The sequence below is a fragment of the Spirosoma oryzicola genome (assembly GCF_021233055.1).
Lineage (GTDB): Bacteria > Bacteroidota > Bacteroidia > Cytophagales > Spirosomataceae > Spirosoma > Spirosoma oryzicola.
The window spans coordinates 1327265-1351161 of the sequence record NZ_CP089538.1 but is presented as its reverse complement, the minus strand read 5'-3'; the positions used below and the strand labels follow the sequence as shown (position 1 = coordinate 1351161).

14 protein-coding genes are annotated in these 23897 nt (G+C 50.6%); 10 read left to right on the top strand and 4 right to left on the bottom strand.

Features of this window, described 5'->3' with window-relative positions; translation table 11 throughout:
• Positions 1–51: 51 nt before the first annotated feature.
• On the bottom strand, positions 52–1509 hold the full coding sequence (locus tag LQ777_RS05470; protein ID WP_232562804.1) for an arginine deiminase family protein: 1458 nt from the start codon (positions 1507–1509) through the stop codon (positions 52–54).
• Positions 1510–1777: 268 nt separating this feature from the next.
• Between LQ777_RS05470 and LQ777_RS05465 the strand changes: the two genes are divergently transcribed.
• From LQ777_RS05465 to LQ777_RS05455, 3 genes are all read left to right on the top strand, one after another.
• Complete coding sequence (locus LQ777_RS05465; RefSeq protein WP_232561511.1) at positions 1778–4012, top strand: bifunctional alpha,alpha-trehalose-phosphate synthase (UDP-forming)/trehalose-phosphatase; 2235 nt, start codon at positions 1778–1780, stop codon at positions 4010–4012.
• A 138-nt stretch (positions 4013–4150) separates the two neighbouring features.
• Positions 4151–4828: a response regulator transcription factor gene (locus LQ777_RS05460; RefSeq protein WP_232561510.1), complete on the top strand. Its 678-nt coding sequence runs from the start codon at positions 4151–4153 to the stop codon at positions 4826–4828.
• A 34-nt stretch (positions 4829–4862) separates the two neighbouring features.
• A complete protein-coding gene (locus LQ777_RS05455; protein WP_232561509.1) occupies positions 4863–6230 on the top strand; it encodes a sensor histidine kinase in 1368 nt (455 codons plus the stop codon).
• 337 nt (positions 6231–6567) lie between these two features.
• Here LQ777_RS05455 and LQ777_RS05450 read toward each other — a convergent pair whose 3' ends face one another.
• Together LQ777_RS05450 and LQ777_RS05445 are read right to left on the bottom strand one after the other, a co-directional pair.
• Positions 6568–7962: a DUF389 domain-containing protein gene (locus LQ777_RS05450; protein ID WP_232562803.1), complete on the bottom strand. Its 1395-nt coding sequence runs from the start codon at positions 7960–7962 to the stop codon at positions 6568–6570.
• 113 nt (positions 7963–8075) lie between these two features.
• Complete coding sequence (locus tag LQ777_RS05445; RefSeq protein WP_232561508.1) at positions 8076–9476, bottom strand: chloride channel protein; 1401 nt, start codon at positions 9474–9476, stop codon at positions 8076–8078.
• A gap of 153 nt (positions 9477–9629) precedes the next feature.
• Between LQ777_RS05445 and LQ777_RS05440 the strand changes: the two genes are divergently transcribed.
• The 4 genes from LQ777_RS05440 to LQ777_RS05425 all read left to right on the top strand — a co-directional run bounded on the left by LQ777_RS05440 (position 9630) and on the right by LQ777_RS05425 (position 16482).
• On the top strand, positions 9630–10556 hold the full coding sequence (locus LQ777_RS05440) for a hypothetical protein (RefSeq protein ID WP_232561507.1): 927 nt from the start codon (positions 9630–9632) through the stop codon (positions 10554–10556).
• A gap of 340 nt (positions 10557–10896) precedes the next feature.
• Positions 10897–14082 carry an efflux RND transporter permease subunit gene (locus LQ777_RS05435; RefSeq protein WP_232561506.1) on the top strand — a complete coding sequence of 1062 codons (3186 nt, stop codon included), beginning with the start codon at positions 10897–10899 and terminating at the stop codon, positions 14080–14082.
• The gene (locus LQ777_RS05430; RefSeq protein WP_232561505.1) at positions 14079–15287 is read left to right on the top strand and encodes a TolC family protein; all 1209 of its coding nucleotides are present in this window, start codon (positions 14079–14081) and stop codon (positions 15285–15287) included. The genes LQ777_RS05435 and LQ777_RS05430 overlap by 4 nt, the downstream gene beginning before the upstream one ends.
• Before the next feature lies 1 nt (position 15288).
• Positions 15289–16482: an efflux RND transporter periplasmic adaptor subunit gene (locus LQ777_RS05425; protein ID WP_232561504.1), complete on the top strand. Its 1194-nt coding sequence runs from the start codon at positions 15289–15291 to the stop codon at positions 16480–16482.
• Between the two features lie 151 nt (positions 16483–16633).
• Here LQ777_RS05425 and LQ777_RS05420 read toward each other — a convergent pair whose 3' ends face one another.
• A complete protein-coding gene (locus LQ777_RS05420) occupies positions 16634–18196 on the bottom strand; it encodes a glycoside hydrolase family 43 protein (RefSeq protein WP_232561503.1) in 1563 nt (520 codons plus the stop codon).
• A 477-nt stretch (positions 18197–18673) separates the two neighbouring features.
• On the opposite strand from LQ777_RS05420, the gene LQ777_RS05415 reads away from it, so the two are divergent.
• The 3 genes from LQ777_RS05415 (at position 18674) to LQ777_RS05405 (ending at position 23801) form a co-directional block, all read left to right on the top strand.
• A complete protein-coding gene (locus tag LQ777_RS05415) occupies positions 18674–18952 on the top strand; it encodes a hypothetical protein (RefSeq protein ID WP_232561502.1) in 279 nt (92 codons plus the stop codon).
• A 607-nt stretch (positions 18953–19559) separates the two neighbouring features.
• Positions 19560–20072 (top strand): hypothetical protein, encoded by a 513-nt coding sequence (locus LQ777_RS05410; RefSeq protein ID WP_232561501.1) that lies wholly within the window; start codon positions 19560–19562, stop codon positions 20070–20072.
• A 372-nt stretch (positions 20073–20444) separates the two neighbouring features.
• The gene (locus tag LQ777_RS05405; protein ID WP_232561500.1) at positions 20445–23801 is read left to right on the top strand and encodes a fibronectin type III domain-containing protein; all 3357 of its coding nucleotides are present in this window, start codon (positions 20445–20447) and stop codon (positions 23799–23801) included.
• The last annotated feature ends 96 nt before the right edge of the window (positions 23802–23897 follow it).

Here is a 23897-nt window from a genome sequence, read left to right as displayed (position 1 = left end):
AAGTGTCCTGACCATCTACCCACAGGCATCCGGCCAGGACACGCGCCATTCTTATAATTCTTCCCTTAGCAGAGGCAGGCTCATGCAATGAGAACCGCCACGAGCGCGGCTTAGCTCCGCCGAGGGCAGCATGATAAACGTATTTTCAATCGTTTCCGGCGACGATTCTCCACGCTCAAAACGGTCCAGTAAAACAGCGGCTCCTACTACATCGAAACCGGCTTGTCGGAATGCCTCCGCCGTTTTTTCGTTCCGGTCATACCCGATCACAACGCCATCTTTCAGGGCCAGCAAGTTACAGGAATCGGTCCATTGCTCTCTGGCTCCAAATGGAAATTCGTTGTTACCGGAGTAGATAAACCGGGCAGGTTCGGTGGCTCCCAGATCGTTCTTGCTGATGTCGGCTAACAGATCTTCAAGGTTCTCAATCTCAATGGGCTTGTGCTCCAGACCTTTGATAAATTGAAGAATTTTAAGGTCTTCCGATACGTCTTTAGGCGCAAAAAAATGAATAACGTCCCGTTGTTTTACGTCGTCTCCCGTGCGAGCCAGCGCTCCCAGCAGCACCCAAACGTTACGCTTCACCTGCGTGAAAATCGTATCGATGTGCATGTAATCCCGCTTTTTAGGAATCTTAAGAACCGTAACCGTATCGACCAGATTTTTATCGAATACCAGTCGCATAACCTGCTGGGCGGCATACAGCGTTGTTCGTTCACTAACGCCAATCATCAGGTGGCGTTTGGCAATCATCATCACATCGCCCCCTTCGAGCGTTGAGCGCGTCACATCCCGATTTACGTCCACATCGGGCAACAAAAAAGCGTGTTCGTTATCCGGTATTTCAATGATCTTGTCCTGATAATCGGCAAACAGCGGATGATTAAAAAAGATGTATTGGGTCAACAACGCTTCGCGCGTGCGGGCAAGCTTGGCGGGCTTGTTGAGCAGAATATGATCGTTGATGACAATACCAATATCGCGGGTAAAGATAAAGTTAGGCAGTGGCGCAAACAGCATCGTCAGATCCGGCAGCGAACCCGAGATCATAATCTTGGCCAATTCTGCCGGCTCGTACTCGTTGAGCTGTTGCTGCGTTCGGAACGATGTCCGCTCGATACCGCAGATGGCGGCAATTAACCGAATCCGAATCGATTCGTCGGCCAGGATATCGGCCAGTAGCCGCTGAATATCAATTACCTTATCCGACTGAAAGTAATCCGCATGATCGGGTTTGAAAAAGGACCGGTCGCTGTCGGGTCCCAGTTCCTTTATTTTCCCCTGTACTTTATCAGGATCTAAAAAATATAAAAGAAGCTTAACATAGTAATCGTACTCATCCCGACGCATCATGTCGAGGTGCACAATATCTTCAAAGAGCCAGTCCTGCGCTTTGGACGGCACCACTTTTCCTAAACCCCGATCAGGGCTGTGAATCAGTAAGCGTTTTAGGGTACCAACTTCAGAAGAAACATGAATACGTTGCGGTGAAATTGTATGATCTGCCATCGTAAGGCCAACAGCAGCAGTAGTATGTCCAGTTTCCATACGCAGATCCGAGGTCCGTTTAGTATCGGATTCGGGGTCGCAAGGTACATGTTTAGCCGAGTAAAAGAAATGGTCCGCCCCGTTGCCAACAACAGTGGCAAACTCGTACGCACTTTGTCGAAAGCGTATTTAAAAGCCAATCCGACCAGATTCTAAGGATTTTCTAATAGTTGACTAAGAACATTTTAAGTTAACCGACCGTTTTTTGTACTGGTACCAAGCTCTAGTTATGGAGCGCAAAAACTACATGAGCAATCTCAATGGAACGTACAAACGACTAATTATTGTAGCCTATCGATTACCTTTTAGCATCAAACAAACCAAAGAAGGAGTTAGTCTTTTCCAGAACTCAGGCGGACTGGTTTCTGCAGTCCTTTCCATGGCCGAACAGATGGGGCAATCGGCTGGCGACAGCGGACCCAAAATTCACTGGATCGGTCATTGCGATAACAGTCTGAAAGACATTCAGCAGTCGGCGTTTGAGGATGAGCACTTTGTCGCCCACCCGGTTTTTGTGGACGAAGATGTTCATCAGGCGTTTTACGAAGGATTCTGTAACGATCTGATCTGGCCACTTTTCCACTACTTCCCGACCTTCGCTTCGTTTCAGGAAAATTATTTTGACGCTTATCAACAGGTAAATAACCGCTTCCTGGAGGAATTGACCTCCATCATCGAACCCGGCGATCTGGTCTGGATTCATGATTTTCAGTTGATGTTACTGCCCGATCTGCTGCGAAAAGCGGTTCCGGAAGCCACAATCGGTTATTTTTTCCACATTCCTTTTCCTACCTTCGAGATCATCAAACTACTGCCCCGCACCTGGCGGCAGGCGTTGATGAACGGGCTCCTGGGCGCTGACGTGGTGGGCTTTCATACAGCCGATTACGTCAAGCACTTTATGCACAATGTGTCGGAAGTGGTTGGGTTACCCATCATTGAACAACGCGTCGTGCTGGACAATCGGTCGGTTTTCGTCGGCGATTTTCCGATTAGTATCGACTTTACCAAGTTTGATGAAGGCAGCCAGCTCGAAGCCGTTGCGGAGATGCGGCAGCATTATCAGCAGTTATTGAACGGCAACAAAATCATTTTCTCGGTTGACCGGCTCGATTACGCAAAGGGCATCACCTACCGGTTGCAAGGTTATGAACGTTTCCTGACCCAAAACCCCGATTGGCATAACAATGTAACGTTCGTTATGACGGTTGTCCCCTCACGGGACAAAATCGGTCATTACCAGGAAATAAAACGAGAGATCGAAGAAACCGTCGGACGTATCAACGGTCTGTTTGGTACCATTGGCTGGCGGCCTATCGTGTACTCGTACCTGTCGCTGACGTTTACGGAATTGCTTGCCCTCTACACCTGCTGCGACGTGGCCCTCATTACACCAATCCGCGACGGTATGAATTTGGTTTGTAAGGAATTCATCGCCAGCCGTCGCGACAATCAGGGGGTATTGATCTTAAGTGAGCTGGCGGGTGCCGCTCAGGAATTGCCCGATGCCCTCATTATTAACCCAACAGATACCCAGGAGGTAACGGCGGCTATAAAAGAAGCCCTGGAGATGCAACCCGCCGAGCAACAGGACCGCATGCAAAAAATGCGGCAACATCTTCAGAATCACAACGTTTTCCGATGGAGTCATAATTTTTTATCTGCCTTTATGAGTGACGAATCCTGGCAATCAGAACTGGCAACGAACTTGCCGATTCAATCCTTTATCGATGCGTATCAGAAAGCCCAGCACCGGCTATTGCTGGTCGATTTCGACGGAACGCTCGCTCCCATTGTCAACGACCCCGCGAAAGCGCAGCTATCGCCAACGATGCAACCGGTATTACACCGATTAGCCGAGCAGAACGATCTGGCGATTATCAGCGGCCGCAACCGGGCATTTCTGGAAAATGCTTTTCGGGGATTTCCGGTAACGCTGGTTGCCGAACACGGTTCATTTATCAAAAAACCGGATCAGGATTGGCAACTACTGGATATGCCCGCCAGCGACTGGATCGAGCCGGTCCGGGCAACGATGAACGAATACGTTGACGCCTATCCAGAGTCTTTTATCGAAGAGAAAGAAACGACCATTGTCTGGCATTACCGGAATGCTAAAGCCGAAGACATCGAGACAAAAGCCGTTGAACTGGCGACACGATTGCTCAGTACGCCGTCGGCAGTCAAATTAACGGTTATGCAGGGCAGTAAGGTTATTGAAGTGCGAACAGCGCAGCATAGCAAAGGCACCATTGCCCAAAAACTTTTTGAACAGACGGACTACGATTTCATTGTCAGCATGGGCGACGACACGACCGACGAGGATATGTTTCGTCAGTTGCCCAACTGGGCGTACACCCTGAAAGTTGGGGCTGGAATCACTAATGCCCGCTACCGGCTAGCTCGCCAGCGTGACGTGGAGATGCTGCTGCAACAACTCGACGAAGTAGCCATCAACCACTAACAGCAACTATTTCCAGGAGCGAGGTCATAGCTGCTTAGACCTATATAGCCATGACCTCGCGTTCTGACTTATTCTCTATAATCAGCTACAGTCGTTGACGCGGAGTCGCTTGTTTACTTTTAACTCCTCTACCCCACCATGAAACTCTTAGTGATCGAAGATGAACCTAAAATGCTGCAAGCAATTCGGCAGGGGCTTGAGGAAAGTCAGTTTGAGGTAGACATCGCCTACGACGGACTGATTGCCAAGCGGCTGGCCCTAAAAAACAATTACGCAGCCATCATCTCCGACGTTATCTTACCTGGCCTGAACGGTTTTGAACTGTGCCGTCAGCTACGGGCCGAGGGCCTGACGACGCCTATTTTGTTGCTGACCGCGCTGGGTGAAGTCGATGATCGCATATCGGGTTTCGATTCCGGGGCGGATCAATACCTAACCAAACCGTTTCAATTTGCCGAACTGCTGGCCCGTGTCCGCTCCCTGACAAAGCGCGGCACGCAGGTCTCGATGACGGCCCAAACGTTGCGGTACGGTGGCATTGAGATGAACCTGGACGCCAAAACCGTGCGACGCGACGGCCTGCTTATCGACCTGACTGCCCGTGAATTTGCGCTGCTGGAATTTCTGATGCGCAATCAGGGACGGGTTTTGTCGAAGCCTGACATTGCCGAACACGTCTGGGATCTCAACTTCGATACGGGGACTAACGTGGTTGAGGTTTATATCAATTACCTGCGCAAAAAAATTGATAAGGATTTCCCTAAAAAGCTTATTCATACCCAGTTCGGTATGGGTTATGTTTTTAAAGAAGAATAACCAGCCAAAGATTGCGGCTGGCTGATACCTGCTCATGACTATTCGGAATCGCCTAGCAATTCGTTTTACGGGACTCGTATCGGCCATTTTGCTATTGGCCTTTGTGAGCATCTATGCCTTTTGCTGGTACTTCATCGCTTCTGACTTTTACCGCCGACTCGACCGGAAAGCCAATACGCTGGGCGAGATGCTTATTCTTCATCGGTTGGATGCACAACTAATCCACCAGCTGAGCCGCATCCGGAAAGATCAGCTTCCAAATCAAAAGATTAAAGTATTCGACAATCGCGATTCGGTCATATACGAAACCAACGACGCCATTTCGCTTGACGTTTCGGCCAGTCAGATCGAATCCATCCGGCAGAAAAAAAGAAAAGATTTTCGGCAAGGTCTTTACTACGTCTCCGGTATTCGATTTATGACCGCATCGGGTATGTATGTCGTGCTAGCAAGCGCCGAAAACGTATACGGTGACGCTTTTCTGCGGCAACTGATCTGGGCAATGGTCGGTTTGTTTTTTCTGGCTATTGGTATCACGATCTTCTCGGGATGGTTTTTTGCCGGGGATGCGCTTCGGCCCATGCAGCGGATTGACCAGACCCTCAATGCCATCTTTCCGAACAACCGGGACGAACGGCTACCCATCCGCCAGGATAATGACGAAATCGGGAGGCTATCGGCAACCATCAACCAGCTACTCGACCGAGTTGCCGAATCGTTTCGACTACAGCGCATGTTCGTGGCCAATGTATCGCACGAATTAAAAAATCCGCTCACTCAGATCAGCTCGCAACTCGAAGTCAGCCTGCTGAACCAGCGCGACCCGGAAGCTTACCAGCAAACCATGCGGTCTGTTCTTGACGATGTCACGAACTTAGCTAGCCTAACCCATGAACTGCTGCAACTGTCGCAGATCAATATGGACGATGCTGGTAGTCTGCTGACCGATGTGGTACGCATCGATGAAACCGCCTGGGACATCCGTTCCGAAGTAAACGCTATTAATCCTCGCTATCAGGTACGTATCGATCTCGGCGAACTACCCGACGACCCCGATCAGTTGACGGTTCGGGGCAATAAAACGCTGCTGTGCACCGCCTTAAAAAATCTCACTGAAAACGCCTGTAAGTTTTCCGACGATGGACAGGCCGTTATCGCCATCAACGCTGGAAACGATCAGCTTCAGATCCAGGTCTTAAACGAAGGGCCTCCTATTCCGGCCCCTGATATTCCTTATATTTTCGAGCCGTTCTACCGCAGCCGTCAAACTGCCGATGTAAGCGGGTACGGTGTAGGCTTGTCATTAGTCGAGCGGATTGTGCGCCTGCATGGTGGGCAACTAACCGTATCATCTGCTCCAGGACAGCCTACTGCCTTTACCATATTGCTAACTCGGCAGTAAGTATCTCTAAGCAGATTCTAAGGAAATTTTCAGGCAATCTTAAGTCGCATGACCGATTTTTGGTACTACTGTAACAGCCGTATTTGTAAGGCTATTCGCGACATCGTTTACTAATGATCGAATCTTGCGGTACTCGCCTACTTCGATTTGTTTCGCCTAATCATTTCCAAACAAACGCAAAAACGTGCCTCTATTCGACGACGATCAACCCCGAAAACCAGACTGGTTGCTGATTTTTATGGGTATTTTGTTTCTTCTCTCGCTGTTAATTGTTTGGCTGGTCGACTTGCCTAGCTTACTACGGTAGCTGCTACGCCCTCTTATTTTGTAGCTGTTGCTATTCGATCAGCAGCTTGATTCGTTTGCTTTTTGTGCGCGTCCGTAACCAACTCTCAATACGCCGACGCTCAGCGGCTGTGTGACTACGGGAAAATTTGGCGTAGACCAGCGTCACCGTATCGGGCTTCGCGCTGTTTGAATTCAACACCAGCGAGCGCGCAGCCGTAAACGTCTGAACGTCGGGCATAAGCGTTTTCAATTCATTGCGTAAATCGGCAACCGGTAGGTGTGAGGTCTGGTTGAGTTCGATATAGCGACGTAATGAATCAATCGTTTGATCCTTGATCGCAATCGACGCCTGATTGTAACGAAAAACCTGCTCGGTGACCGTGTTGGCAATGGCGTCAACATCAACCGGCGCGTCTTTGAATGTGCCCTGTCGAACAACCAGCTCCGCATCGGTCAGCCCATACATTGGTAATTTTGCCGTCAGCAGATTAATCGAGTCGGCGGGCAACGGTTCTCCCACCAGCGTAAGCTCAATTCGACTTTGTTTTCGATTAAAATGAGCATCGTATTTGATCACCTGTCGGTACTGAAAGTCGCATTCGTTAGCCACAAATCGCTTGGCTGACTGTTCAAAAATCGTCTTGCGAACGATCTGATAGCCCAGGTACGTGCTGGGAATGATTACGATGAGAACGGCCAGCCAGATCGTTTGCCGCACGCGCCGTTCGGTAGCTGGTGACGGGTACTCTTTTTGGTGATACCGTAAAAATCGTACGATCAGGAAAGTAGCTAAACTGATACAGATTCCATTGATCAGAAACAGGTAAAAGGCTCCGGCGAAGTAATACAAATTTCCGGTAGCAATGCCATAACCGGCTGTGCAGAGGGGCGGCATCAAGGCCGTAGCAATGGCAACCCCCGGAATAACGTTCGTTACCTTTTCCCGACGCGACCCGGCAACGATACCCGCTAACCCCCCAAAAAAGGCGACGAGCGCATCCCAAACGGTGGGCGATGTGCGCGCTAGTAGTTCAGACTGAGCGAGATGAAGCGGGCTCAGCACAAAATACACCGTTGACGTCAACAAACTGATAAACACGGCGATCCCCAGGTTTTTCAGCGCCCGCTGGATCATCGCCAGATCGTTGATACCGACGCCCATACCGATACCCATAATCGGCCCCATGAGCGGTGAGATCAGGAAGGCTCCCGTAATGACCGCCGGTGAGTTGATGTTTAGCCCGATGGAGGCAATAAAGATGGCAAAGATCAAGGTCCACAAATTAATGCCCCGAAACTCGATGCCCCGGCTAATCGACTGAATCACCTCGACTTCGTCATCTTTGTCTTCATCCAGGCTAAAGCGTTCTTTCAGGAATACCTTAAACTGGGACAACAAATCAGGTCGCTTCTCTTTCGGTGTCTTTTTATCATCAGCAATCATATCGTAAGCAGGTTCCGGAATAGTAATCAAGTATTTCGAATGCACCCGTGAAGGTATAAAAATCACCCGTTAACCAGCGCATCCAATTGATAGACAGAACCTTTAATAATAGTTTACTCTGTCCTTGAAGATTCTGAGCGGTTTTCTCTTGTAACCGGCTGCGCCATTGCTTCCCGGACAAAGCCTTCTTTCAGGTGCTCGTAGAACGAAACCGGGTCAATCAATGAGGCAGCACCCTGGGCCATCAGGCCACCGAGCAAGAGCTGAAAAATAGCCGAATGGCGATCTGTCATTTCAAGCACCAGAATGGCCGCCGTAAACGGTGAACGCACCACCCCCGTCAGAAAACTGACCATGCTAACCAGGATCACCAGATTTGTATCGCTGGGTGTTACGTTTACCAGCCGCGACAGGGCATCGCCCAGAATAGCTCCCGCACTCAGCGAGGTAGCAAACACACCGCCTGCGGCTCCCCCACTGTAGCTCAGCGCCATACCAGCAAAGCGCACCGGAAAAAGGTACCACGGTGTCAGGTGATCATTCTGAAATAAGAGCCGATTGATAATGGGTTTTCCCGTTCCGATGGCATCGGTACCCACCCAAAAAGCCAGACCCGCCAGAACCAGACCGCACCCAGCAACCCAGGCCGCCTGCTGAGGCATCGTCTTAAACCGCCGACGGTACCCATTCACCCACAGCAACGTTTTCGCAAAGAGAGCGCCCGCCAATCCGCAAAACATAGCGACGAACACCACAATACCCAGAAACCACCCCGTCGAAGCGCTGACGCGGGGAAATCCCAGGTACAAATACGGCCCCTGAATTGCCTGCGCTGTCATACCGGCGATGATAACCGCCGTAAAAACCGCCGTTCGGAAGCGGGTGATGTGCGTCTGCGTTAGTTCTTCTACAACGAAAACAATACCGCCCAGTGGCGTATTGAACGCAGCGGCCAGACCAGCGGCCCCGCCCGTAACGAGTGCAATCTGCCGTGACAACTGTGGCCAGCCAGCGGGTTGCAGTCGATTGATGGCCCGAAAAATAGCCGCCGAAATCTGGATAGTTGGTCCTTCACGGCCAATGACTCCACCACCAATCAGCAGGACGGCACTGCTCAGGACTTTTACAACGGCAACGCGTAAGCTCAGCAGATAGCCCGTATGACCGTAGGCTGTTGGCTTCGACAGTTCAATGCCTGCCATTACCTGAGGAATACCGCTGCCCCGTGCCGCAGGAGCCAGTTTAGCAACAAGCAACCAGGCAATGACGAAGGCAATGGGCGTCACCGCAAAAACCAGGAGTGGTTGCCGGTGCATCCAGGTAAAGCTGGTTTCCTCAGCCCAAACGAACAACTCTTCGTACCCTACGGCCACCAGGCCCGTCAGTAAGGATGCTACCCAAAAAGGTAAACTTTGTAAAATGACTCGCCGGACACGTTCGGTGTACAGCCGTTTAATAATGTGTTGATCCAGCCAGGCCAGCACCTGCGCATATCGGGAAGGTTTATCGGCCATTTGTTCGTGAACTACAATCGTTTCCGCAATTAACGCCCGAATTGGTCATCTAGTTGACCGTACATTGGATTCTAAGCAAATTCTAAGCAGTCTTTAAGCCCACTGTAACAGCTAACTAGCAGGTTTGTACTATCAATAAACAGACAAATCGCTATGGCAACGGAAACTACTGAACAGCAAACCAAACTGACCACAAGCCTGGTAACAGCGCTGATGCTTTTCTTATTGGCTACGGGCGCTTATTACTGGACAAAAAGCTGGCGGTTAACAAAACTGAATGATTTTAACGAACTGAGAGCCGACTCGCTCCTGTCGGTCAAGCTTCGATTGGAGGGCGATATTCGTAGTATGGAAAGTCAGCTCGAAACCGCAACAGACAACGGCGCATCGCTCGACAATCACATAACGGATTTACACCATGTGGTGAATAAACGTACGGCTGAAATTGGGCGATACCGTCAACAGTCGAGTCGTCAAGGCCGTACGATTCGACAACTCAACGACCAGCTTACCACCCTTACCAGCAACCGCGACAGTCTGGAAAATCAACTTGAAGCCATGCGGGATAAAATCGGCTGGTTAAGCAATTCGAACCAGTTGCTACTCAGCCAGAACAAAGACTTACAGAAAAAGGTAGAAAATCTGACCACAAGCCTGTCAACCAAGGTTCCCATCTCAACCATTACGGGCGATGCTTTTCTGGTTGAAGCAACTAAGTCAAACCATAAGCAAACGGCCAAAGCCAAAAAAGTCCACGACTTGACGGTTTCGCTCGATATACCTGCCGAGCTCCAGATAGCGGGTACGCATGATTTGTTTCTAAGCCTGACCGACAGTCAGCACAATGCGATGATGGCTCCTTTGCGAAGCACCACCGTTGTGCTGTCCGATGTCAATGAAGTGATTCCCGTTCACGCTACCCAAACGGTGAACTTCAGCCGTAATCCGCAACGAATTTCCTTTACCCTTACTCCCAACGGACCTATCAAACCGGGCAAATACCGAGCGTCCGTGTTTACAAAAGACGCGTATTTAGGCTCCGTCGAATTTCTATTCCGCGATAGTTTCCTTTTTTTCTAAGCGAATTCTAAGCAGAGTCTAAGGCGGCTCTCAGTTTTTCCCTGCTATTTGCCAATGCGTTTATAAATCTGGTTTGTTCGATTACCGTTGGTATCCGGTTCGTACCGTCCTGGTTTACCCAAGAGTACCTTTTTTCATAGTATTAGCGAGAGATAACGCTACTGAAGCCCTGATCTTCGGTAGCGTTTTTGTGTTTTCAGCGGATCGGATTCCTCCCAAAATCTTCTAAGCGAATTCTAAGAATTTTCTAAGCTCCTCTTTATTCCTACGCGCCAATTTGCCAACGAATTAATCTCGTAACGGAGGCTGATTCGACAGTACTTATCTACCTTATACATACATGATTGATCGCTTGATTGCCTACAGCGTCCGGAGCCCCTGGACACTAGGCCTGCTACTGCTTGGCCTGATCGGTTATGGTACGTATTCACTGAAAAATCTGCCCATTGATGCCGTTCCCGATGTGACGAATCAGCAGGTAGACGTGATTACGAACTCGCCAAACCTGTCGTCGCTCGAAATCGAGAAATTCATTACCACGCCCCTCGAAATGGCGATGGCTAACATCCCCGGCCTGATCGAAGCCCGGTCGGTATCAAAATTCGGCTCGTCGGTTCTCAAACTGATCTTTACCGACGAGACTGACATCTACTGGGCTCGTCAGCAGGTGTTCGAACGGCTCGAAGGGGTAAAAGCCGACATCCCAGAGGGGGCAGGTACACCCGTACTCGGTCCCGTCTCTACGGGTCTGGGCGAAATTTACCAGTACGTCATTCGCCCCGAAGACCCTGATCATCCACGGTATACGCTGACCGAAATACGAACCTTACAGGACTGGTACATCCGGCGCAAACTGCTGGGAATGCCGGGCGTTGCGGACGTAAGTGGGTACGGCGGCTACAGCAAAGAATACCAGGCCAAGCTCAAACCGGACCGGATGCGGGCGCTCGGCGTGACGGTCGATGATCTGTACGCAGCTCTTTCGCAGGGGAATGGCAACACGGGCGGGGCCTACATTGAAAAAGATAATAAAGCCTACACCATTCGTGGCATCGGGCTGGTCAATAACCTCGACGAAATTGCTCAGACAGTGGTCCGTAAAAACGGCAATGCGCCCGTGCTGGTCCGCGATGTGGCCGACGTAGAAATGGGTCACGCACTTCGTTTCGGGGCGCTGAGTCAGAATGGAACGGGTGAAGTAGCGGGCGGCTCCATCCTGATGATGAAAGGCGCTAACGGCAATGAGGTGATTGGACGGCTAAAAGACAAATTCGCCGAGATTCAGGCCGGACTACCCGACGGTTTGATCATCGAACCGTTCCTGGATCGTTCCAAAATCGTGAGTGCTGCCATCGAAACGGTAGCGCATAACCTCATCGAAGGAGCGGCCATTGTCGTCATTGTAATCCTAGTTTTACTCGGCAACTGGCGGGCGAGTTTGCTGGCGGCATCGGTCATTCCATTGGCGATGCTGTTTGCCTTTATCTGGATGCGTCAGTTCGATCTGGTCGGCAACATCATGAGTCTGGGTGCGATCGACTTTGGTCTGCTGGTCGATCCGGCTATCATCGTTGTCGAGTCGGCAGTCTTGTTTCTGGCGGTTGCCATGGCCCGTCGGCAGGAAGAAAAAACAAGAGCGGATGGGACAGCCAGCAGGCTGACGTACAAAGACCGCCAGGAGGTAGTCATTGCCTCTACCTCCGACGTTAAACGGTCGGTAGTCTTTGGCGGACTGATTATCCTGATCGTGTATTTTCCCATTCTGACGCTGGAAGGTGTTGAAGGAAAGATGTTTTCGCCAATGGCCAAAACGGTTGGTTTCGCCATTCTGGGCGCGCTGCTCCTGTCTATTACCTATGTGCCAATGATGAGCGCGCTGTTGTTACGCCCGCCCAAGTCGCTCCATGATCACGGTTTCTCCGAAAAAATTGTCCAGTTTTTTTATCGGTTACTTCGCCCGGTACTCGTGGCGGGATTGCGCGCCAAGCTGGTCGTGGTTGGCGTAGCCGCCGGTATTCTTGTAGCGGGCATTATCGGCTTTACCCGCATTGGTGGCGAGTTCATTCCCAAGTTGCAGGAAGGCGATATGATGATCGACATGGATTTACCGACCGGTACCCCCCTGACCGAATCCATCCGACTAAGCCGCACATTTCAGGAATCCCTGCTCAAAGCGTTTCCTGACGAAATCAAAGGGGTCGTTTCCAAGATCGGCACCTCCGAAGTAAAAGTCGATCCACTTCCGCTCGAATCGCAGGAGCTTTACCTGTCCCTGACGGACAAGCACACCTGGAAGAAAGCCGCTACGCAGGAAGACTTAGCCGTTGAGGTCAATAAATTCATGGCTCAGTTTCCGGGACCCATTTACGCCATCACGCAGCCCATTGAAAGCCGCGTGAACGACATGATGAACGGCGCCCGTACCGACGTAGTAGCTCAGCTTTACGGCGACAACCTGGATACACTGGTTGCCAAGATGCGTTCCATCATTCAGGTGATTCGGCAGGTTCCGGGTGCCGTTGATGTGAAGGCGAGCAAAGTGTTTGGTTTGCCCCAGCTCAATATCAAATACGACCGCCAACGACTGGCGGTCCACGGTATCAAAGTCGAGCAAATCAACCGGGCCATTCAGATGGCCTTTGGCGGGGCCACGGCGGGTGTCGTGTACGAAGGTGACAAACGCTTTGATCTGACGTTCCGCCTGGCGGGTGCTGACCGGGTACGTCCCGAAGCCATCGAAAACCTGCTCGTCAACGATCAGAATAACAATCCGATTCCGCTGCGCGAGCTGGCCGAAATCAGCGAAAATGTTGGCCCCTCCGAAATTACACACGTCGATATGAAACGGGTTGTCAACATCGGGTTTAACGTTCGGGAGCGTGATCTGGAATCGGTAGTCAACGACGTGATGAAAGCCGTCGGCCAGCGGGTTAAACTGCCGGATGATTACTCAATCACCTACGGGGGCGAATTCGAAAACTTCAGCCGCGCTAAAGATCGGCTGGCCCTGGTACTGCCGGTATCGCTGCTGGTCATCTTCGGCTTGCTTTACCTGACGTTCGGCAACTTCCGGGATAGTCTGCTCATCTACGCCGTGGTGCCTTTGTCGGCAGTAGGCGGAATTTTCTCCCTGCTCCTGCGAAGTATGAACTTCAGTATTTCAGCGGGTGTCGGCTTCATTGCCCTGTTCGGCGTAGCCGTATTGAACGGTATTCTGCTGGTCAGTCACTTCAATGCGCTGGCCGACGAAGGCGTCACCGACCCCAACGAGCGGGTGTTGCGGGGCCTACAGGAGCGCCTGCGTCCCGTGCTCATGACATCCTTCGTAGCAGCCCTTGGTTTCATGCCGATGGCCTTGTCTACCAGCGTAGGAGCCGAAGTTCAGAAGCCACTGGCAACGGTCGTAATCGGCGGACTACTAACCGCAACCGTACTGACACTGATTGTATTACCCGTTTTGTACGCCTTGTTTTCACCAAAAACGCAACAACCGAAAGAAACAGAAAAGGAGGTGAACGTAGCATGAGATACCTATTGACACTACTGGGTGTAACTTTCGGAGCGATATCGGCTTCGGCTCAATCGTACCATGTTATTACACTGCCCGAAGCGCTCGCCCGCGCTAACAGCGATAACCCGCAGGTAAACGTGGCAAACCTTCGGATCGATAAACAACGAGCGCTGATTCCGGGCGCGCTGAGCCTGTCGGGTCCCGAACTTATTTTCGAAGCACCAACCACGACCCGATTCCAGCCCGGTGTTTTGCTGCCCGTGTCGCTGCCAACGGTGTATAAAAATCAGCGGATCGTGCAGGAGCAGCAAGTCAAGCTGAGCCAGCGGGAGAAAGGCATCACGACGAACACGTTGCGCTATAACGTGCGGACCGTCTACAACAATTTACTTTATCTGCGCGAAAGCATCACCAATTACCGACGTCAGGATAGTTTGTTGCTGGTATTCACCAAAGTAACCGAGACCCGCCAGCGTGTTGGTCAGATTTCACGCATCGAGGTGCTCAACGCGCGTTCGCAGCAGCAGGAGCTGAATTATCAGCTGGATCAGACCCGCGCCCGCGTTCGCAGCAGCCGGATTCAGTTGGGCTTGCTCATTGGAACGCCCAACGATACAAGCCTGCGTGTTACCGGGCCGTTTCAGCGAATGAATTTCGCTCCCGATAGTAAGCTTGCTCCGCTACTGGCATCCGACAGCACCTTTATTCGTAATCCGCAAACAAGCTTCTATGAGCAGAATCAGCAGTTGAGCGAGTCGTTGTTGAAGCTGGAAAAAAAGCGCCGGTTACCTAATATCATCGTTGGGTATCTGAACCAGGGTGGGCCAGAATCACCACTTCTGTACCGATTCCGGTTTGGCCTTTCACTGCCGGTTTGGGGTTGGGTAGCCCGGTCGCGGATCAATGCCGCCCAGACTGACGTAGCCATTGCCAAAAGTCAGATTACCTTGAACCAGTACGAGCTTCGGGGCGACTACGACAAAGCGATTGCCGACTACCTACAGTATCAGGAAGCGTTGGATTACTATACGGTGACGGGGTTACCGCAGGCTGAAGAGATCATTAAAGCGGCTAGTGATGGCTACCGCCTGGGAAGCATCGGCTATTACGATTACCTGCTCAACGTACAGCAGGCCTTTAAAATCCGACAGGGTTATCTCGACGCCCTGCTTTCCTTCAATCAAGCTGTCATCACGTTGCACTATATCAAAGGCGAATAACATGAAACGCAACCCTATCATCATCTATATTGGATTCCTTCCACTGCTCGGCGGGCTAACCTCCTGCGGTGACTCTGACGGAAAAGATCAGGCTACCGAGTCGAAAAAAACAACGGTCGTTACGAGTACCGATACAGTGCGACTGACTGCCAATCAGTTGAAAACGGTCAATATCGATCTGGTCGATTTCGAAAAGCGGGCGCTGAAACCAATCATTTACGCAAATGGCGTTATTCGGCTGTTGCCCGACAGCCGCGCGGAAGTCAGCAGCCACATCGCGGGCAAGATCGACCGGATCTTTGTTCGCGAGGGTCAGCCCGTGCGTAAGGGGCAGCCGATTGTTCGTCTGTCAAGCTTCGAACTGCTGGAACTGCAAAACGACTATGCAGCTGCCCATGCCGATGTAGAGTTTCTGGAAGCGGAGTACAAACGGCAGGATGAACTCCGCAAAAGCAACATTGGCGTATTGGCCCAATTCCAGTCGGCTGACGCCAAACTGAAAGCAGCCCGCGCCCGCGAACTGGCGTTGAAAGACAAACTGACGATTATTGGCGTGGGTACATCCAACATCATTCAACAGCGTCAGGTAAGTCTCACATCGGGCCTCATCATTCGTTCACCGATTGATGGCTATGTCTCCAAATTTCACGAGAGCTTGGGTGCGTTGGTCGAACCGCAGACGCTGCTGGCCGAAATCATCAATCCCAACCGCATCGAAGCCAATGTATTCGTCTACGAAAAAGATGCCGATTACGTTCGCGAAGGCCAGCCCGTTGAGTTGCAATTTGTCAACCGCTCCATTGCACCAGTGAAGGGCCGCGTCACGTACATTGCCCGCTCGGTGAACGATGAAAACCGGGCCATTACGCTGCACGTCAGTTTTACCCGACCTAAAGATGAACTACTGGCGGCTGACATGAACGTACAGGCACGTATCATCGGTACCGGCGAGCGCATCAGTGAACATACCCTGCCGCGCACGGCTCTGCTGGATGACGGCGATGGCAAGTTTGTGTTTGTAACAACCCAATCGGGAGCCGATACAATTCCGTTCAGAAAGCAGAAGGTAGAGATTGTCAATCAGGGCGATCAGTTCATAGAGGTACGCCCGGTTGGCAAATTACCCACCGCCGGTCTGAAAATTGCCAACAATAACGTGCTGGCGCTGGAAGCCGAACGAAAGAAGAACGAATAAAGGCTACAAATGCCCATAGACGGTGAAGCGTGATGTCGGCGGGGTCGCCTGCCCGGTTTGAAAAACCGACATCACGCTTCACCACCGTCTGGTTTGAGAGTCGGACGGCACGATAATGATACAGACCTGATTTCTGAGCCCAACGAGAACCTTACTCGTATTTCATCTCGACGGATCGAATCGTGCTGCTGCTATTGGCCGCTCCAGAAACGCTGATGCCGATGCGGGGAGCCCGGTCCCAGCGGGGCAGATACGAGCCATCCAGTGGCGTTTTGGTCAGTAATTGCGGCTGCGCTTCTTTAGTCTTCCAGCTAAATTCGTAGAACTGCCCGAACCGGCTTTTCAACTGCACGTTGACGGAAGGGACGTCATCAGGAATTGACTTACTCTCCAACACCGTCCGTGTTCCGTCTTTGATCTGCCAAAGCTCAAGCGATCCTTTGCGCACGCCAAGTCCCAGGGCGTTACTGGCATCTCCGTACAAACATATGCTCTGAAGCACATCCGCCTGGGGAGTCACATCAGCAGCAAACGTGTACGTTCCTTTTTTGATAACCAGCCCCAGAAAACTACCCATCGGTCCAGACTGCCTATTCGTCAGATGCAATTGATTGTCATGGACCGAAAAGACCGGTTTGGGTGAGCTGACATCCCACACCCAGGGTATATCGTTTGACTTTTCACCAAAATTCGCGGTCAGGTCGGGCTGCTGTTGCTTCGTTTTGCCCGGCGATTCCGCCTGAGCGGGCGTTGTCGTCCCGTACCGGAACGTAGGCCACTGGGTTTTGTCGTCCCAAACCAGTTCGCTGAGCACCCCCTGACGGCCCGTTTGCGTAAAATCGACGCCGTTGTAGGCATGATGCAGATAAAAATAGCGATTATCCGGCGTAGTCACGATTGTTCCATGTCCGGGACATTTCCAGGTTTGATCGCTCACCAACACCGGATTTCCCGTGTATTTGACCCAGGGACCCTGCAATTTTTCCGCGCGGGCCACCCCAACCTGATAATTGCAACCCGCTCCGCAACAGGAATTTCCCGAATACGTCATGTAATAGTAACGGCCTCGTTTAACAATTGCCTGTCCTTCGGCCCCACCCCCTTCCCAGTTGTTCCGCTCAGCTTTCAGCATTGAAAATGCCTTTCCAGTCACCTTCAGTCCGTCCGCAGCCAGTTCCGCTCCCAGAATTTCAATATCCTTTCCTTTATCCAGCCCGTAGGCTTTCCAGGTGATGTACAGTTTACCATCTTCTTCAAGCACAAAAGCATCGATCGCTTCGGTCGTCCATTCCAGCAGTAAACCATGATCGGTAAACCCCTGCCGAATGTCGCGGGTGCTGGCGACACCGATGTATGAATGCTTATCGGATTTTCGACGGGCCGTGTAGTACACGTAAAAAGTACCGTTCCGGAAGAAAAGCTCCGGTGCCCAAAAACTGCCCATCGTCCAGTCCGGTATCGTATTGAAAACAGACCCGACATGCGTCCAGTTGACCAGATCAGTGGAGGTGTAGATAGGGTATGCCGGTCCCCACTCCGATGACGTTCCGACTGCGTAGTAGGTGTTACCCACGCGAATAACGGAGGGATCGGCGAAGTCACCCGCAATGACCGGATTTCGGTATGTAAGGGTGGTACCCGGTGGCTGAGTCGGCTGGGCCACGCAATGCAGCGTAGTTGATAGAGCGACGAGAATGGCGCAAATAAATCGCATTACAGTTGAGCAGATTGGCTGAGTGATCGCTTTCGCGTTCGAATATAAGGCACACTGACTAGTTTGTCTCCAACCTAAGCAGGTCTACTGCTTAAGAACGAAAACAAGGATAATGAGTAGTTATTCGTTTACGTGTTGATGGTGTGGCAAAGCGAATAGCGGATGTTCGTTGCTGAACAGGTTTATCCAGAGCCCGGTGGCAGGCTTTGCAGGTTCAACGGATTCTTACACGGTCAGGCGTAAGACCTAGAATCCACTAAAATTGTATACTTATAGAAAATATAGACTACATTGTTCGACGCCTGATGCAACAAATAGCCTCGCAACGTATATAGCCTTACATAGTAGTTTATCGAGTATCTGATCCTTATTACTTTTTTATCCGCTAATTTATTATTCGGCAATTTGGTGACATAATATCTATTTTAACGTCAGTTCTTCAGTATCAATCAAATACCGAACCGTATTTAACTGATTATGGCTTATAATCCTTACCTATCCCGTGACCTTATCCGCGTACAGAAGCTGCCATTTACCGATGAATGTACCGTACAAGGAGAACTTGTGTTTGTCACGCTCACGCCAATGCTCAGAGCCGTACTTCCTGAACACCTGATCACACTACGCATTCCGACCCAAAAATTCACGGTGGAAACGGTCATTGATCACTATGAAGTAATTGTCGATTATTTGACCGAGACCGCACAGACGGCCAACGAGTACCTTAGACTAGCGAGAAATTCTGGCACTGAATAACTAGTACTTATACACTCCTTTCGTTTAGCTTTTCGTATTAGCGACCGCATCTACGCTTCTCCAAATAAATTATCCTTGCCGTGGTCGAAACAACGTTCACGCGATTACTTCCCTGCCCGTTATTTTATCGATACAAATACGGTTCCACTCAATAAATCGTAGATACTCTTGTCGAGTACAAGGCTGTCTTATCCAATTTTCTCGCTCTTCTGGATACTACTAGTTTAGCGACTTTCAGCGATAAATTACCTCCGACGCTACTAGTCAACAATAATTACATTGTTTTACACTACTCGTCAAGATCAGGATCATATGGTATACCACCACCTAACAGTAAACATCAGCAGATTACCGACCCAACGGTAAAACTATTCACATGCGGACTTACCCTGCGTAACCCGCTATGAATGAACCATTGACCAATTATTTTTCTAATTAACAACTCGCTGACTAACGCGCAGCCTCTAACAACTCTTCCTTCATTATCGTTGCTCACTATAGTTCCAAACGGAAAGTACTGAATCATTATGCCGTTTAGGCTTAGCAGTCGTACAGCATACGAAACGGCGCAAAGCAATTCAGCCATAGTATCGAACCGTTTTTTACTATGCTCTATCATCTGTCTATTCCGTTCTATAGCGTGAGCAAAGCGCTGAAACGTTGCGTAAATGCAGATCGCTATGCCGCATCTATCGCATTTGTAATTAGAGTCGTAAATAGATCCTGCTTAATCGAATCAGTTCGTCTGTCGGTACCTAAATCATTGGTTGTCGCACTGCTTCTTCTCACGGTTAATCAGGCTATCGCCCAATCTGCTTCGTCGGGCGCTTTCGTTGTCGTGGAGGAACGGGTAAAGCAAGCTGACGGCCAGACGATCGTATCTTATCGGCTTGCCTCTGATCTAGACACACTGATTTCACCAGTGCGCTTTGCCACGCCCAGTACCAAACAAGGTATCACGCCAAAACCAGCCTGGCGTACTGAAATCGCGGCCCCTGATGAGCAGCAAGGTCACAGCTTCCGAATGGATTCGGGCCTGCCCAATGATTTTTACCCTACTCCGATTGCTCCTGGCGCTGCGGCTTACAAACAAAGCTTCTGGTTCAGTCGATACCCCTAGTAACGGACGAGCAGACAACGGTACTCTTTACTTCGGCAAACGATGCGCTTAGCTCCGAAATTCGCTAGTTGAACTGAATTACGTCTATCTTTTATCTCCTTATTTCCTCCAGTTGGCCGCAAGGTCACTCCAGTTCTTATTATACAAATTAACTCAGAGCCGACGCCCGAGTTCCTCTGCTATGCTCTAAAGCAAGCGGGGTTACTTTGGTTTTGTTTATATCTGTGAAGTCTTCTTACCAATGGCTTAAAAAGTGCCGACGTCTGTTTACATTTACGGAACTGTGCACTCAATTACACACAATTTTTTCGTTCTTTTATCTAGTTTTCCACCCAAACTTGGCCTATTAACTTATTCCTTACGCCTTACTGTATGCATAAACATTTTACCTCGCTTTTAACCTTTCTGCTTTTATTCTCATGGCTTGTCAGCAACCAGCTGTGGGCCCAGTCGCGTCCACAGCTGCCCACATGCGGTACAACCGATTTAACTGTAGAGCAAGCTCGTGCGCTGGTAAAGCAGGCGAATCTGGCACTCGAACGCAAACGAGCATCGGGAGCCGCCTTTACAGCAATTACCTACGTTCCCATTCGCCCTCACATTTTTCGGAAGAGCAATGGAACCGAAGGGTTCAGTCTGGCCAATCTGAATCAGGTCATGGCCATTACTAATAGCTATTACCTGTCAAACGGTTACGGTATTCAATTTTATTTTTCCGGCACCAGCCCCGATTACATTGACAACGATGGCTTGTATTCTAATTTTCCGTACCCGGAGGGTTCGTCGGTTGATGGCCGTGACGCGCCCAACGCCATGAATCAGTACTATGTCAATAGCTTTGCTAATCCAGGTTTGGGTGGCTATGCTTATTATCCGTACGACGCCCTCTTCTCTACTCGTTCGTTTATCGTAGCTAGCAATTCCGGTTCTCTCGAATACTTAGGCAACCAGTTGATTCCCCACGAGTTAGGGCATAACTTTAGCCTTATTCACACCTTTGGTCAAAATCCAGGAAATGGTACGCTAGGGAGTGGTACAACTACCGAGCTGGTTACGCGGGGAGCCGGGGCCAACTGCACGACAGACGGCGATTTAATCTGCGATACGCCCGCTGACCCCTATAACAAGGCAGGAGCATCAACAATTTACGTAAACGGTTGTCCGCAATACGATCCCAACAGTACGGCCCGCGATGCGAATGGAGAACCTTATTCGCCATCCATAACAAACATCATGTCGTATTATTATCCCTGTACGCACGATTTTACGGCGGGGCAGTTCGACCGGATGCAGGCGGCTCTGGCCCTTCGCCAAAGCCACACGAACTACTCCCTTAATGCGCCACCGAGCAACGTTACAGCACCCAGTAACCTGATCGCCAGCCTGAGCGGTACTATTATTACCTTGACCTGGCAGGATAATTCGGACAATGAGATGGGCTTTTTTATCGAACGCTCCACATCACCAAATGGGAGCTTTGTTCCCGTTGGCGGAGTAGGTCCCAACACAACCACTTTCGTTGATTCAAAAACAACCCTGCAAACTCGATACTACTACCGGATACGTCCTTCGAATACAACTACGGGCAGCCTTAGCTCAACCATTGACATTGTGGTCAGTGCTGGTCTGACGACAACCCTCGTCGGTAATAGCGCACAACTGACCTGGCCTGCTTTAGGAACCGGTATCACTTACGAAGTGCAATGGCGGGCCGTTGGTGACGCCGACTGGACCAGTAAACCCGGTATACCATCCAATACGACCATTCTCTATGGATTGGCCAGCAACGCTACCTACGAATGGCGGGTCCGCGCCACGGGCAGTGACCGATATGAAGGGCCGGTTCGTTTTACTATCCCCTGTTTGCAGCCAACCTTCCCGAGTGCGTATTCATCACGCACATCAGCCAACATCTACTGGAATGGCACAGCTCCTAACCAAACGTATACTCTACGCTGGCGGGCAGCCGGAACCCCTGACTGGACAACGGTCAACAGCCTAACAGCCACGTCTTATTCGCTCACTGGTTTATCCCCTTCGACGGCCTACGAATGGCAGGTTCAAAGCGTCTGCTCACCAACGGTCAGTACTGATTTTATTGCCCTTCAGACCTTCTCGACCTTATCCTGCCTGCCTCCTTACTCACTGACAGCACCTTATGTAGTATCGGCATCCGCTTATGTGACCTGGTATCTGAACTATTACGAAGTCGGTCGTCAATCAGAGATTCGCTACCGTCCGGTAGGAACCGCAGACTGGAAGGTGATTTCAGGATTGACTACGACTGACTATACGTTTACGGGCTTGGCAAACGATACGCAATACGAATGGCAGGTCAAAAGTATTTGCTCGGCAGCAGACCAGTCTGATTTTTCGCCGTCGAGCTACTTCACGACGCGCTGTCTGGTTCCTGCAAGCCTATACAGTAGAGCAACGGCCACCGGCGCTGCGTTATCGTGGTACATAAACGGAAGTTCCGAATCAAACAGTACCTATGACATTCAGTACCGGCCTTCGGGAAGCACCGACTGGACCACTGTCAGTAACCAGCCTTCTACGTTCTTTTCGCTGACGGGTTTACAGACTAATAGCACCTACGAATGGCGTGTCAGTCACCGGTGTTCGTCCAGTACCCAATCCGATTATTCGGCAGTCGCTACATTTACAACGCAATGCAATGTCCCGTTCACAGGTGGCCTTTACGCTTCCTTCGTGACCTCTTCGTCGGCACAGTTATACTGGTACGTAGAGAACGAAGCAGGAACTACCTACGAGATACGGTACCGGGCCATGGGCAATCCTGACTGGACGACGGTTAGTAGCCTGACGGCTTCGCTTTCCAACGGTAGCTATAACGTAACCGGCTTAGCAAATAACACCACGTATGAATGGCAGATCAAAACAACGTGCTCACCGTCGAACAACACCGCCTTTGTGTCGGGGCCTGCTTTTACCACCCGATGCCGAATGCCAGACAATATGTACACTGGTACGATTACAGTAACAAGTGCCAGTCTGAACTGGAATCCGACGGGAATCGATGTCCGTTACGATCTACGCTACCGTCGGGTAGGCTCAGCAGACTGGATATCGCGCGATAATCTGACGGGCAGTGCTATAACTCTTACGGATCTTGCAACAGGTACGAATTATGAATGGCAGTTACGAACGCATTGTCAGGACAACCAGTATTCGGACTATTCGGCAACGGCTACCTTTTCAACGGTACCCTGCTCTGTTCCCAGTTCATTGTATACGCATACGATTACCGAAAACTCGGCAACGTTTAGCTGGTATTTTTACGGCGGAACTACCGACACGCGGGCGGAGATCCGCTGGCGGGTGGTAGGCTCAGCAGACTGGACAATCGTCAGTAACCTCTCCATCGGAAATTCTGGTACTTATACGCTAAGCGGACTAGCCAACTCCACGCAGTATGAGTGGCAAATCAGAAGTATTTGTTCGCCGACTGAAAGCTCTGCCTTTTCGAACTCGTCTACGTTTCAGACAAAAGCTGCCTGCGACCAGATGTACACGCTTCGGAGCGGCTACTGGAACGAGGTTGCTATCTGGTCGTGTGGCCGTCTGCCTATGGCTTCGGATGTGGTACGGCTGAAACACGCGGTAACGCTTCCACCAACCTACCAGGCAACAATTCGTAGTATTTTCTATGAACAGCCGGTCAAATTAACGTGGATGGCCGGCGCTCGCTTAACATTAAGCCAATAGTACATTTAGCCGAAAAAGTAGCACCGCAAATCATTTGCCGTGGGTTTTGCATGAGTTATGTACAAACCGTTAGTTTAGGCATAGCTCTCTTCACAT

Bases quoted from the DNA above. Each gene is read 5' to 3' on its own strand.
- LQ777_RS05415 (WP_232561502.1), top strand. From the start codon at position 18,674: ATGGCTTATAATCCTTACCTATCCCGTGACCTTATCCGCGTACAGAAG.
- LQ777_RS05465 (WP_232561511.1), top strand. From the start codon at position 1,778: ATGGAGCGCAAAAACTACATGAGCAATCTCAATGGAACGTACAAACGA.
- LQ777_RS05405 (WP_232561500.1), top strand. From the start codon at position 20,445: ATGCATAAACATTTTACCTCGCTTTTAACCTTTCTGCTTTTATTCTCA.
- LQ777_RS05450 (WP_232562803.1), bottom strand. From the start codon at position 7,962: ATGATTGCTGATGATAAAAAGACACCGAAAGAGAAGCGACCTGATTTG.
- LQ777_RS05435 (WP_232561506.1), top strand. From the start codon at position 10,897: ATGATTGATCGCTTGATTGCCTACAGCGTCCGGAGCCCCTGGACACTA.
- LQ777_RS05460 (WP_232561510.1), top strand. From the start codon at position 4,151: ATGAAACTCTTAGTGATCGAAGATGAACCTAAAATGCTGCAAGCAATT.
- LQ777_RS05420 (WP_232561503.1), bottom strand. From the start codon at position 18,196: ATGCGATTTATTTGCGCCATTCTCGTCGCTCTATCAACTACGCTGCAT.
- LQ777_RS05410 (WP_232561501.1), top strand. From the start codon at position 19,560: ATGCTCTATCATCTGTCTATTCCGTTCTATAGCGTGAGCAAAGCGCTG.
- LQ777_RS05440 (WP_232561507.1), top strand. From the start codon at position 9,630: ATGGCAACGGAAACTACTGAACAGCAAACCAAACTGACCACAAGCCTG.
- LQ777_RS05430 (WP_232561505.1), top strand. From the start codon at position 14,079: ATGAGATACCTATTGACACTACTGGGTGTAACTTTCGGAGCGATATCG.
- LQ777_RS05455 (WP_232561509.1), top strand. From the start codon at position 4,863: ATGACTATTCGGAATCGCCTAGCAATTCGTTTTACGGGACTCGTATCG.
- LQ777_RS05425 (WP_232561504.1), top strand. From the start codon at position 15,289: ATGAAACGCAACCCTATCATCATCTATATTGGATTCCTTCCACTGCTC.
- LQ777_RS05470 (WP_232562804.1), bottom strand. From the start codon at position 1,509: ATGGCAGATCATACAATTTCACCGCAACGTATTCATGTTTCTTCTGAA.
- LQ777_RS05445 (WP_232561508.1), bottom strand. From the start codon at position 9,476: ATGGCCGATAAACCTTCCCGATATGCGCAGGTGCTGGCCTGGCTGGAT.